At 65.5% G+C, this 12872-nt stretch carries 9 protein-coding genes; 7 read left to right on the top strand and 2 right to left on the bottom strand.

All coding sequences use genetic code 11. The features are described 5' to 3' along the window. Positions 1-411 precede the first annotated feature (411 nt). The 3 genes from Q0X62_RS08375 to Q0X62_RS08365 are packed head-to-tail and all read left to right on the top strand — an operon-like array spanning position 412 to position 3492. The gene (locus Q0X62_RS08375; protein WP_297733990.1) at positions 412-1404 is read left to right on the top strand and encodes a homoserine dehydrogenase; all 993 of its coding nucleotides are present in this window, start codon (positions 412-414) and stop codon (positions 1402-1404) included. Then, the gene (locus tag Q0X62_RS08370) at positions 1401-2339 is read left to right on the top strand and encodes a homoserine O-succinyltransferase (protein ID WP_297733987.1); all 939 of its coding nucleotides are present in this window, start codon (positions 1401-1403) and stop codon (positions 2337-2339) included. The genes Q0X62_RS08375 and Q0X62_RS08370 overlap by 4 nt, the downstream gene beginning before the upstream one ends. Position 2340: 1 nt before the next feature. Beyond that, complete coding sequence (locus tag Q0X62_RS08365) at positions 2341-3492, top strand: PLP-dependent transferase (protein WP_297733984.1); 1152 nt, start codon at positions 2341-2343, stop codon at positions 3490-3492. Here the strand turns inward: Q0X62_RS08365 and glpK are convergent. Further along, positions 3489-4985 carry a glycerol kinase GlpK gene (glpK, locus tag Q0X62_RS08360; RefSeq protein WP_297733982.1) on the bottom strand — a complete coding sequence of 499 codons (1497 nt, stop codon included), beginning with the start codon at positions 4983-4985 and terminating at the stop codon, positions 3489-3491. The genes Q0X62_RS08365 and glpK overlap by 4 nt on opposite strands. 115 nt (positions 4986-5100) lie before the next feature. On the opposite strand from glpK, the gene Q0X62_RS08355 reads away from it, so the two are divergent. The 4 genes from Q0X62_RS08355 to Q0X62_RS08340 all read left to right on the top strand — a co-directional run bounded on the left by Q0X62_RS08355 (position 5101) and on the right by Q0X62_RS08340 (position 11630). Continuing rightward, positions 5101-6039, top strand: coding sequence for an alpha/beta hydrolase (locus Q0X62_RS08355; protein ID WP_297733979.1), 939 nt, complete (start codon positions 5101-5103; stop codon positions 6037-6039). 3 nt (positions 6040-6042) lie between these two features. Continuing rightward, complete coding sequence (locus Q0X62_RS08350) at positions 6043-7224, top strand: NAD(P)/FAD-dependent oxidoreductase (RefSeq protein WP_297733976.1); 1182 nt, start codon at positions 6043-6045, stop codon at positions 7222-7224. 135 nt (positions 7225-7359) lie between these two features. Beyond that, entirely contained in the window at positions 7360-8433 is a 1074-nt protein-coding gene (locus Q0X62_RS08345; RefSeq protein WP_297733973.1) for an efflux RND transporter periplasmic adaptor subunit, read from the top strand. Next, positions 8430-11630, top strand: coding sequence for an efflux RND transporter permease subunit (locus Q0X62_RS08340; protein WP_297733970.1), 3201 nt, complete (start codon positions 8430-8432; stop codon positions 11628-11630). The genes Q0X62_RS08345 and Q0X62_RS08340 overlap by 4 nt, the downstream gene beginning before the upstream one ends. Positions 11631-11636: 6 nt before the next feature. Here Q0X62_RS08340 and Q0X62_RS08335 read toward each other — a convergent pair whose 3' ends face one another. Then, positions 11637-12791: a PQQ-dependent sugar dehydrogenase gene (locus tag Q0X62_RS08335; RefSeq protein WP_297733967.1), complete on the bottom strand. Its 1155-nt coding sequence runs from the start codon at positions 12789-12791 to the stop codon at positions 11637-11639. Between the last annotated feature and the right edge of the window lie 81 nt (positions 12792-12872).

Below are 12872 nucleotides of genomic sequence, written 5' to 3'. Positions count from 1 at the left end.
GCGTGCGATCAGGTCGCGGGGCACTAAACGACCGACCCCATCTACCTGGCGTGTTGGAATCGGGGTGGAGACAGCCCGGGAAAACTCCGCGGACGGGATGTCGGCGATGTCACGTTATTCAAATCAAACCGGTTGACGGCATTGGCCGGCATCCCGTTCCCCCTCCCATCCTTCCGGCGCGAAAGCGTGCGGGGACAAAGGCGTGCGCGCCCGAAACACCTGCTGCTTGACACATATAAACATATCTTTATACGTGAAGCTGCGCCGATTTGATGTCTAGCTTGCGGGCGCGGAATAAGTGCGGCTAAAGCGGATCGATCGAGGCACGGCAGACGCCATCCTTTTCATTCGCCTCGTCAGAATCCCGCAATCGGCGTGTCCGCGCTTTCCGCCCAGACGGAATGTGGAAGAATGTCTCTGGTTGCGGCACTTGATTATCCCCTCGATACGCCCCCGACGACGGCCCTGACGCCGCGCCTGCGCGTTGTCCTGCTCGGTTGCGGCACAGTGAATGCCGGCGTGCTGGCCGGTCTGGAAGCGATGGAGACCCAGGTCGAAATTGCGGCCATCGTCACCCGCAAGCCGCGACGCAAGGGCGATGAACGCTATGCCTGGCTGACCGATTTGACCGCGGCCTTCGACACCGGACCGGATCTCGTCATTGACGGCCTGCCCGATTGCGCCGCAGCCGAGAAAGCCCTGACCCTCGCAGTCGAGCGTGGCATTCATGTCATTTCCGCCAACAAGGCCGTCATCGCCCGACGCCCCGACCTGGAAGCCCGGGCCCGGAAGGCCGCCACAGGTTTCGCCTATTCTGCTGCAGTCTGCGGCGGTGTCCCCGTGCTGGAGACCGTGGCCCGGCTGAAGGCGGCCGGCGAAAGCGTGACCCGGGTTCGCGGCGTGCTCAACGGCACCTCGAATTTTGTCCTCGGCCTGCTTGAAAAGGGCGTCGGCTTCGACGAGGCCATCGCGGCGGCCCAGGCTGCCGGCTTTGCCGAGGAGGACCCCAGCGCTGATCTCGACGGGCTGGATGCCGCGGCGAAGCTGGCCCTGATCGCCCGCGCCGCCTTTGACATTGCGCCCGATGCCTATGCCATCCCGGCCGACAGCCTGTTCGACCTCTCGGTCGGCCAGATCCTCGGGGCGCGGGAAAACGGATTGCGTTATCGCCAGGTCGCCGAGCTGGAGACGGGTGAGGATGGCGTGACCGCCAGTGTCCGCCTGATCGCCCTGCCGGCCGATCATCCCCTCGCCCGGGTCGAGAATGAGGAAAATGCCGTCGAGGTCAGCTGCGCCAGCGGCACCACGATCGTGCTCAATGGCAAAGGGGCCGGTCAGACACCGACCGCCGGCTCGGTCCTGTCGGATGTGCGCGCCCTGCTCGCCGAGGGCCGCCATCAATGAGCGTGACACTGGAACACCCCCCGGCCCTGCGATGTCGGGATATCTCCACCATCGCCCTCACTGGCACCGGCTCGCCGGTCAAGGTCACGGGCCGCGTGACCGGGCCGGACGGCGCCCCTGCCGTGCTGGTCCTGGGCGGCATTTCCTATGGCCGGGTCGTTGCGGACACGGCGCAGGAAAATGGCTGGTGGCGTCAGCAGGCCGGACCCGGCAAGCCGATCGACACCAATCGCTACCGCATACTCTCCTTTGATTTCATCGGCGCGGAGGTCCACCCCTATCCCACGACACAGGACCAGGCCCGCGCCATTCTGGCCATCGCCGACGCCGCCGATATCCGCGATGTCGCCATTGTCGGGTCTTCCTATGGCGGCATGATCGGCCTGGCCTTGGCCGAGCTGGCACCGGAACGGGTGCGCGAACTGGTTGTGGTCTCGGCGGCCGACCGGGCCAGCGAGATGACCAAGGCCTGGCGGTCGATCCAGCGCGACACGGTCGAGCTGGCCTTGCGCCTCGGCGATGGCAAGGCGGGGCTGGACCTGGCCCGCCGGATCGCGGTCACCACTTATCGCACGCCGGAGGAATTCGAGGCCCGCTTCGCGGCGCCGGATCCGGACAGCCGCGACGCAAACGGCGTCACCGGCTATCTCGCGGCCCAGGGCGAGCGCTATGCCGACCGGGTCGACCCGGCGCACTTTTTGGCCCTGTCACGCTCGATGGATGAACATCGCGTCGATGTCCGCGCCATCGCCTGCCCGGTGACCTGGCTCGCGGTCGTGGAAGACCGCCTGGTCCCGGTCGACCAGATCGCCGACGCTGCCAAACGCACGCCCGACAGTCGCCTGATTACCTTCAGCTCGCTTTATGGCCATGATGCCTTCCTGAAGGAGGATGCCATCATCGCCTCCACACTGAACGAGATTTTCGGGAGCTGACATGTCGAGCGATCAACGTACCAAGGCCGTCCGGGCCGGGCTGAACACCGACCGCAGCTGGAATGCCGTCATTCCCCCACTCTCGCTCTCGACCGCCTATCGGCGCGAGGACCCGGCCATCCAGCCGGCCTTTGACTATGCCCGCACCGGCAATCCCGGACGCACCCTGCTGGCCGACGCCATTGCCGAGCTGGAAAATGCCGCCGGCGCCATCGTCACCGGATCGGGCATGTCGGCGATCGATCTGCTCCTGCACGGCCTGCCGCACGGCGCCCGGGTGCTGTGCTCGCATGACGCTTATGGCGGCACGCGGCGCCTGCTGGACGCGCGCGGTCGCGGCGGTCGTCTGGTGCCGGTCTATGTCGAGACCAGCGATCTCGACCAGGTCGCCAATGCGCTCAACCAGGACGCCGCCCTGATCATCGCCGAGACGCCGTCCAATCCACGCCTGCGCATCTCCGACCTGAAGGGTCTGGCGCGTCTGGCCCGCAATGCCGGGACCGAGCTGGCGGTCGACAATACGGTGATGTCCCCCATCCTCCAGCGACCGCTGGACTGGGGCGCCGACTATTCCGTCCAGTCGGTGACCAAACTGCTCAACGGTCATTCCGACATGGTCGGCGGAGCCGTGTGCTGCGCTGACCCGGAGCGGGTTGCCGAGCTTGCCTGGTGGGCCAATTGCGTCGGGGTCGGGGCGGCCGCCTTCGACAGCTATCTCGCCCTGCGCGGCCTGCGCACCCTGCCTTTGCGGGTGCAGGCCCAGTGCGAAAGCGCCCTCGCCGTCGCCCGCTGGCTGGAGGCCGATCCGCGCATTGCCCGCGTCGATTATCCCGGACTGGAAAGCCATCCGGGCCATGAACTCGCGGCCCGTCAGCAGGACGGGTTTGGCCAGCTGATCAGCCTGGAACTGGCCGAGGGCGCGCCCGACCCGCGCGACGTCGTGGCCTCGCTGGAGATTTTCACGCTGGCGCAATCGCTGGGCGGGGTGGAAAGCCTGTGCTGCATCCCGGCCCTGATGACCCATGCCTCCATGTCGCCGCAAGCGCGCGCCGAAGCGGGTGTCGCCGACAGCCTGATCCGGCTTTCCATCGGACTGGAAAACGCCGAAGACCAGATCGCCGATCTCGACAAGGCCTTGTCGACGACCGACTAGACCGCGTCGGACCGGACCCGCGCCACGGCCTCATGCCAGCCCTTGCGATCAGCCGCGCGGCGATCCGCGTCGCCGCCGGGCGCGAAACTGCGGTCGGCTTTCCAGACCTTGCGGCCATCCTCGAGCGAGGCAAACAGGCCGCAGCCCAGACCGGCCAGGAAGGCCGCCCCCCAAGCGGTGGCCTCGACACTGGCCGGGCGGACGGTCTCGATCCCGGTCAGATCGGCCAGACGCTGCAGGAAGGCGTTGTTGCGGGCCATGCCGCCATCGACCCGCAGGCTGCGCGCCTCGACCCCGTCGGCGGCCATGGCGTCGAGCAGGTCGCAGGTCTGGTGGACCGAACTGTCCAGCGCCGCCCGGGCGATCTCGGCCCGGCCCGATCCGCGGGTCAGCCCGACCAGGGCGCCGCGGGCATCGGCATCCCAGTAGGGCGCGCCCAGACCGGTGAAGGCCGGCACGAGATAGACACCGCTATCAGGGTCGGCGCTATCGGCCAGCGCCTCGATTTCCGAGGCCTTGGCGATCAGGCCGAGCCCGTCGCGCAGCCATTGCACGGTAGCCCCGGCCGACAGGACCGAGCCTTCCAGCGCATAAGTCGTTTCGCCAGCGATACGATAGGCGATCGTGGCCAGGAGCTTGTTCTTCGAGCGGACGGGCTTGGCGCCGGTATTGATCAGCAGGAAGGCGCCCGTGCCATAGGTCGATTTCATCTCCCCGGGCTCCAGGCAGACCTGGCCGATGGCCGCCGATTGCTGGTCACCGGCCACGCCGCAGATCGCCAGTTCGCGGCCCAGCACGGTCTTTTCAGCCGTCCCGAAATCACCGGCACTGTCGCGCACCTCCGGAAGCAGGGCGGCCGGCACATTGAACAGGTCCAGCAGGTCCGGATCCCAGCGATTGGCGCTGATATCATAGAGCGCCGTGCGGCTGGCATTGGTCGCATCGGTGACGTGAAGCGCGCCGCCGGTGAGTTTCCAGATCAGCCAGCTATCGACGGTGCCGAAGGCCAATTCGCCCGCCTCAGCCCGGGCGCGGGCCCCGTCCACATGGTCGAGCATCCAGGCAATCTTGGTGGCCGAGAAATAGGGGTCGAGCACCAGGCCGGTGCGCTCGGAGACCCGCTCGGCATGGCCGGCCTGACGCAGGGCGGCGCAAGTATCGGCGGTGCGCCGGTCCTGCCAGACGATGGCGTTATGGATGGCTTCGCCCGTCGCCCGGTCCCAGACCAGCGTCGTTTCGCGCTGATTGGTGATGCCGATCGCCTCGGCCCGCCAACCGGCCTTTTCCGCCGCGGCGAGCGCTTCGCGGGCCGTCGCCCGGACGGTGGCCCAGATCACGTCGGCATCATGCTCGACCCAGCCGGGCCTGGGATAGATCTGCTCGAACTCGCGCTGGGCGGTGCAGATGACCTCGCCCTCGGGCGAGAAGACCACAGCCCGCGAACTCGTCGTGCCCTGGTCGATCGCCAGCAGCGCCTTGCGTTTGGAAAACATCGCCATCCTCCCCGATCGCGGCCGGTCTGCTTGCGGCCTGTCCCGCCCGTCGAGTGACTATAGCCCTGACGGCGGCCGAGAAAACGCGTTAGGTTCACCCCAAACGGGAGGATGCATGAGCGACGCGACATTCAGGCTCGAGCGGCTGGCCAGCCCCAGCGGCGCCGATCTGGCGATCTATGCCCAGGATGCCGAAGGCACGCCGCGCGGCATTGTCCATATCAATCACGGCCTCGCCGAACATGCCGGACGCTATGCCCGCATGGCTGACCAGCTGTCCCGGCGCGGCTATCATGTCATGGCCCAGGATCATCGCGGCCATGGCGCGACCGAGGCCGCTGATGGGGGTCCGCGCCGCTTTGCCGACGAGAATGGCTGGGACAAGCTGATGCAGGATGTCGGCGCGGTTCACGCCGAGGCGCGTCGTCGCTGGCCCGGCCTGCCTCTGGTGATCTTCGGCCATTCCATGGGCTCGGTGATCGCCTTCAACCATATCCTGAGAGCACCCGACAGCGTCACCGCGGCGGCGATCTGGAACGGCAATATGGCGCTGGGCGGCCTGAAGGGGGTGATGCGAATCGTGCTCTTTTTTGAAGCCCTGTTCGGTGGCGGCAAGCTGGCGACCAGCCATACGCTGGACAATCTCACCTTCAAGGCCTGGAACAAGCGCTTCCCGGAAGGCCGCAGCGATGCGGACTGGCTGTCGCGCGACACGGATGAGGTGGACGCCTATGTCAATGATCCGGTCTGCGGCTGGCCGTCCACGGTCTCGCTCTGGCGCGATTTCCTCTCCGGTGTCGCCTATGCCGAGGATGACCGCCATCTGGCCGCCCTGCCCAAGGCGTTGCCAATGCATCTGATCGCAGGCTCGAAGGACCCGGCGACCGAGGGCGGCAAATCCATGGAGGCCCTGGCCAAGCGCCTGAAGAAAGCCGGGCTCACCGATGTCCGTCTGGAAGTGCTCAAGGATTTCCGCCACGAGACGATGAACGAGATCGGCCGCGATGCCCAGATCGACGCCTTCGCCGACTGGCTCGACCGGGTCACCGGCTGATCCATGGCAGCCCGCGATGTCGTCATTATCGGCGCTGGCGCCGCCGGCCTGATGTGCGCCATCGAGGCCGGCAAGCGCGGTCGCTCGGTCACCTTGATCGAGCATGCAAAGGCCCCGGCCGAAAAGATCCGCATCTCTGGCGGCGGCCGCTGCAACTTCACCAACATGCACGCGACAGCCGAGAATTTCCTGTCGCAAAACCGGCATTTCGCCAAGTCGGCGCTGAAGCGCTACACCCAGTGGGACTTCGTTGACTGGGTCAACGGGCATGGCATTGCCTGGCACGAGAAAACGCTGGGACAGCTCTTCTGCGACCATTCGGCCAAGGACATCATCGCTGCGTTGTTGAAAGACCTGCGCCAGACGGGTGGCGAGCTGCGTCTGTCGACCTCGGCGACCTCGGTCGAGCGCAAGGGCGAAGGCTTTGCCATTGCGCTGTCGGACGGCTCAAAGCTGGACGCGACCTCCCTGGTCATTGCCTCGGGCGGCAAATCCATTCCGAAAATGGGCGCGACCGGGTTTGGCTATGATATCGCGCGCCAATTCGGGCTCGACCTCGTCGAGACCCGCCCGGGACTGGTGCCGCTGACCTTTGACCCCGACACGCTGGAGCGGTTCAAACCCCTGGCCGGAGTCGCTGTGGACGGGGCTGCCTGTCACGACAGGATCCGGTTCGAAGAGGCCATGCTCTTCACCCATCGTGGCCTGTCCGGGCCGGCGATCCTGCAGATATCCTCCTATTGGCGCGAAGGCGACGATATCCGCCTTCACCTTCGCCCGGATCTGGACTTCTACGCCCTGCTGCGCGAGGCGCGGCAGGCCAATGGACGACAGGCGGTGCAGACCGCGCTGGCCGAGCACCTGCCCAAACGTCTCGCCCTGATGCTGGTCGAGGAGGCGGCGATTACCGGCAATCTGGCCGACCAGTCCGACAGGCGCCTGAGGGCCTTTGCCGATCGACTGGAAGCCTGGCCGCTGACACCGACGGGCTCGGAAGGCTATCGCACAGCCGAAGTGACGCTGGGCGGGGTCGATACGGCGGGCCTGGACAGTCGCACCATGGCTGCGCGAAACGTGCCCGGCCTGTATTTTATCGGCGAAGTTGTTGACGTTACGGGCTGGCTTGGCGGATACAACTTCCAGTGGGCATGGTCGTCCGGCTGGTCTGCCGGTCAGGTCGTGTGACAAAAAAGACTGGGCGAGGACATTTCGCGGATTTGTTCTCGCCATGAAACGGGATGGGGGGTATCTCTAGGGAAAGTGAACGACGTTCGCTGGCCGGGCGACGCGTCGACCGTTTCCGACGAGACAGATTTGGTCATGAAGTTCAATTCGTCCTACCTTTATGCGGCCGGCATCTTTCTGGCCGTGGTGTTGCTGTTCACGGTTGGAACCGCCCTGCGCAGCGACGCCGTCATCCAGCCGGACGAAGCCTCAAGCACGCACCCACTGTTTGAAGTCGTCACCCGGACGGTCACTGCCTCGCCGCGCCCGGCCGAGCTGCGCCTGCGCGGCCGGACCGAGACGATCCGCGCCGTGACTGTCCGCGCCGAAACCGGCGGCCGCGTGGTCGAAGCCCCCATCCAGGAAGGCAGCCCGGTCTCGGCCGGCGATGTCATCTGCCGGCTCGACGTCGATGCCCGCGCCGCCGGCGTCGATCAGGCCGAAGCCGATTTGCGCGCCCGCCAGCTGGAATATGACGCCGCCGTCGAACTGATGGCGCGCGGCCACCGCTCCTCCAACCAGGTCGCCGCAATGGAGGCCGCTCGCGACGCGGCCCGCGCCCAGCTTCGCGCCGCCCGGGAAGAGTTGGCCAATATCGAGTTGCGCGTCCCCTTCGACGGTTATTTCGACGGGCGCGATGCCGAAATCGGTGACTTCCTGCGAACCGGCGATCCGTGCGGCACGGTCCTTCAGCTCGACCCCATCCTGGTCATCGCGGAAGTCGCCGAGCGCGATGTGATGGCCTTGCAACCGGGCATGCCTGGCAGTGCACGCCTGCTCAGCGGACAGCAGGTCGACGGGACGATCCGCTTTGTGGAACGCCGCGCCAATCCGGCAACCCGGACCTTCCGGGTCGAGCTGGAAGTGCCCAATCCGGATGGCGCAATCCGCTCCGGCATTACGGCTGAAATCCGCCTCAACCTGCCGCTGGAACCGGCCCACCGCGTGCCGGCGTCCATCCTCGCATTGAACTCCGACGGTGATCTGGGCGTGCGGATCATCGAAAATGGCGACACGGTCCGTTTTCTCCCGATCGAGCTCCTCAGCGATGATGGCGAGCAGGTCTGGGTGAGCGGATTGCCGGACACGGCACAGATCATCGTGCTCGGACAGGACTTTGTATCGGATGGCACGCGTGTCGAGGTGCGTGAGGAGGGAGCGAGCCGGTGACCGGTCTCGTCGATTTCGCCATCGGCCGGGCGCGGATGATCCTGGCCATTTTCGTCTGCGCGCTGATCGCCGGACTGATCGCCTTCGCAACACTGCCGCGCGAAGCCGACCCCGACATTCCCTTCCCCTTCGTCATCGTCGCCGTACCGCTCGACGGGATTTCCCCGGAAGACGCCGAACGCCTGATCGTCCGCCCGACCGAAACCGAGATGCGCGCGATCGAGGGCCTGGAAGAGCTCAATGGCACGGCCAGCCTGGGCGCCGGCACGCTGGTGGCGGAGTTCGACGTTCCCTTCGACGCCGACCAATCGGTGCTCGATGTCCGTGAAGCCGTCGACATGGCGCGCCGGGAATACCCGGAAGATGTCCGCGAGCCGGTCATTCAGGAATTCAATTCCGCGCTCGCCCCGACCATCGCCGTTCAGATCTATGGCGAGGCGCCGGAGCGCGCCCTTTACCGTACCGCCCGCGCCCTCGAGGACGAGCTGGAGGCTCTGCCGCAAATCCTGCAGGTCGACATTCAGGGCCTGCGTGAGGAAGTGCTGGAAATCGTCATCGACCCGGCGCGGCTGGAAACCTATGGCGTCACCTATGCCCAGCTCTTCAATGCGGTGCAGTCCAATAATCGGCTGATCGCCGCCGGCTCACTGGACAGCGGCGAGGCACGCTTTCAGGTCAAGGTGCCGGGCCTGTTTGAAGAGGCAGAGGATGCGCTCAACCTGCCCCTGACCCGATCCGGCGATACCGTCGTGACCCTGCAGGACGTCGCCACAGTGCGCCGGACCTTCAAGGATGCCGACAGTTTCGCCCGCTATAACGGCGCCCCGGCCTATACTCTCCAGGTCGTGCGTCGCTCCGGCGAGAATATCATGGACACCGCCGCCGCCGTCCGCGCGCTGACCAATGAGATTGCCGCGACCTGGCCGGAAACCATTCGTCACGATTTCTCCCTCGACCTGTCGACCTATGTCCGCGACAGCCTGCAGAGCCTGACTTCCTCGATCATGCTGGCCATCATCCTGGTCCTGATCATCGTGGTCGCGGCCCTGGGCCTGCGCTCGGCACTGCTGGTCGGCATCGCGATCCCATCCAGCTTCCTCTTCTCCTTTCTCCTGCTCGACATCTACGGGCTGACCGTCAATTTCATGGTCATGTTCGCCATGGTCCTGGCGGTCGGTCTATTGGTCGATGGTGCCATCGTCGTCGTCGAATATGCCGACCGAAAACTGGCCGAAGGCGCGACCCGCAAGGAAGCCTATGCCAGTGCCGGCAAGCGTATGTTCTGGCCGATCGTCTCCTCCACAGCGACAACACTGGCGGCCTTCGTGCCCTTCCTGTTCTGGGATTCCATCCCGGGCCAGTACATGGCCTTCCTGCCACTGACCCTGATCTTCGTTTTGAGCTCGGCCCTGGTCATGGCGCTTGTCTTTCTGCCGACCCTGGGCTCGGTCTTCGGTCGCAAGGGCGGGGTAGTTGATACCAACAGCGCGGTCGCGCATCTCAACGCCCAGGAAGATGGTGATCCCACCGACCTGCCCGGGCTCACTGGCCATTACGCTCGCCTGATCGCCCGGCTTGTCAAACGGCCGGTCATGGTCGCACTCGCCGCGGTCACCATTGTCGTCGGCGTTGTATTCAGCTTCGGCGCGACCGCCTCGAACATGCGCACGGAATTCTTCCTCGATGCCGAGCCGGAGCAGCTTTATGTCTTCGTGCGGGCCCGCGGCAATCTCTCCCCGGCCGAGCAGTATGAGCTGGCGCTGGAAGCCGAGACCCGGCTGGCCGGCATTGAGGGGATCAAGGGCTATTACACCGTCGCTGGCACACCGCCCGGCCGCTCGCCTTTCGACGGCGTCGGTGCGGCACCGGCGGATAGCGTGGCGCGCATCTTTGTCGAGTTCGAACCCTTTGGCCAACGCCCCAATGGCCGTCTGATCGAGCGGCAGATTCGCGAGGCCATGGTCGGGATACCCGGGGTTATCATCGAGGTCCGCCCCTTCCAGCAGGGACCGCCGGTCGGCAAGGATATCCAGGTCGAGCTGCGCTCGAATGATGCAGAGGCACTGGAGGCAGCCACTCGTCTCGTGCGCGGCTATGTCGACCAGATGGACGGGCTGGTCGATATCGATGACACCCTGCCGCTGCCGGGCGTGGAATGGCGGCTTGATGTCGACCGCGAGGAAGCCGGGCGCTACGGCGCCGACGTGACCCAGCTGGGCGCCGCCGTGCAGCTGGTCACAACAGGCACACTGGTCGGCCGCTACCGTCCGGACGATGCCGATGAGGAAGTCGATATCCGCGTCCGCTTTCCCGCTGCCGACCGCGACATTTCACGGCTCGACGATCTGCGTGTGAACACCCAGACCGGCGCCGTGCCAATCTCCAATTTTGTGACCCGGGAAGCGCGCCAACGCCTCGACTCGATCTCGCGCCGTGACGGCAAGCGCGTCCTCATTGTTCGCGCCAATGCCGATGAAGGCTATGCCGGCAATATCCTGTTGACCGACCTTCGCGGCTTCATTGCGGACCGCATCGCCGACGGCACCATTCCGCGCTCGGTCGAGGTCAATTATCTCGGTGCCGACGAGGAGAATGCCGAGGCCGGCGCCTTCTTTGCCAGCGCCATGGCCGCCTCACTCTTCATGATGGCGGTCATCCTGCTCTGGCAGTTCAACAATTTCTGGCATGTCCTGCTGACCCTGCAGGCTGTGGTGCTGTCGGTCATCGGGGTCTTGCTCGGCGTAATGCTGACCTTTCCCTATATCTCCATCCTCTTCCTGGGCACGGGCGTGGTGACGCTGGCCGGGATTGTCGTGAACAACAATATCGTCCTGATCGACACCTTCCAGCGCCTGCGCGGCCTCGGCATGTCGGTCGATGAGGCGATTGTTCGGACAGCAGCCCAGCGATTGCGACCGGTCATGCTGACCACGATCACCACGATTTTCGGCCTCTTGCCGATGGTCTTCCAGATCAATGCCGACTTTGCCCACGGCACGCTGTCGATCGGCGGTCCGGCCAGCGAATGGTGGGTGCAATTGTCCTCGGCCGTGGTTTGGGGCCTGGGCTTCTCGACCCTGCTGACCCTGCTGCTCACGCCGGTCATGCTCGGCGCGCCGTCCCGCCTGGCCGGCTTCTTCGGCTTCGCCCGCAAGGAGAGCGGGCCGGGGACGGCCGAACCGGCTCCGGCAGAATAAACCGCTCTAACGCGACACCCGGACCAGGCGCCCGTCCGCCTCGTCAGTGAGCAGCCAGACCGCGCCATCCGGAGCCACACGGACATCGCGGATACGGGCTTCCAGTTCACCGAAGAGGATCGCCTCACCGACGACTTCACCGCTCTGCAGATCGACACGACGGACATGGCCGGACGGGGTGTCGGCATCACCGGCGATCAGGGCCGCGACGAGCAGATCGCCCTCCCATTCGGGAAACATGTTACCGCGATAGAGCGCCATCCCGGCCGGCGCGATGGAGGGCGTCCAGACGTGCAGGGGTTCCGCCATGCCCGCATAGGCCTCAAACGGCGTCACCAGCGCCCCGGTATAGTCCGTGCCCTCGCTGACGATCGGCCAGCCATAATTGCGGCCCTCGATCAGGACATTGATCTCATCGCCACCGCGCGGACCGTGCTCATTGGCATAGAGAATACCGCTGACCGGGTCGAAGAGCACAGCTTGCGGATTGCGGTGCCCGATCGAGAAAACGCCGGGCGCGGCGCCTTCAAACGGGGATGGCATCGGCCTGCCATCCAGGGTCAGGCGAACGAAACTGCCGAGATGGCTGGACGGAATCTGAGCCTGCTCGCGAAAATCGAAACCGTCTCCAATGCCCAGCACCAGCGTTTCGGGAACCGGCGCATGGCTATCGGCACGATGATCCGTAATGCTGCCGGGCAGAAAGCTGATCCGGCCGCCATAATGGACATTGGATTGTCGGTGCGGCGCAGCTTCGAACAGAATTTCGAAGTCCTGAAGGGCTTCGCCCTCAAACCGGCCGCGACCAAGATAGAGCGTGTTGTCGTCCGGCTCACCCGCACTCCAGGTCAGATAGACCTCTTGATTATCCGCGAAGTCCGGCGCCAATGCCACGTCCAGCAGCCCACCCTGACCGGACCAGAGGACGTCGGGCACACCGCTGACCGGGGTGGAAAGGTCGCCATCAGGTGTGACAATGCGCAAGCGGCCGGGCTTCTCGGTGACAAGCATCCGGCCATCAGGCAGGAAGGCCAGGCTCCAGGGGTACTCAAGGCCCTCGGCCACGGTGTCCAGTTCTGGCGCGCGACTTTCCGACTGCCCGATTGCGGGCCCGGTCATCACCGCTGCCACCAAGGCCAGACTTGCCCAGATCATGCGCATCGCGCCACTCCCGAATTGTCGCAACCGGCGTCACCCTATAGGCTCCATCGCAGGCTGTAGAGGGCCCGGATGGGTCAGGAA

The sequence above is a fragment of the uncultured Maricaulis sp. genome (assembly GCF_947259345.1).
In the GTDB taxonomy this organism is placed as follows: domain Bacteria; phylum Pseudomonadota; class Alphaproteobacteria; order Caulobacterales; family Maricaulaceae; genus Maricaulis.
The sequence above is the reverse complement of the archived record's forward strand: the minus strand, read 5'-3'. Positions and strand labels throughout refer to the sequence as shown.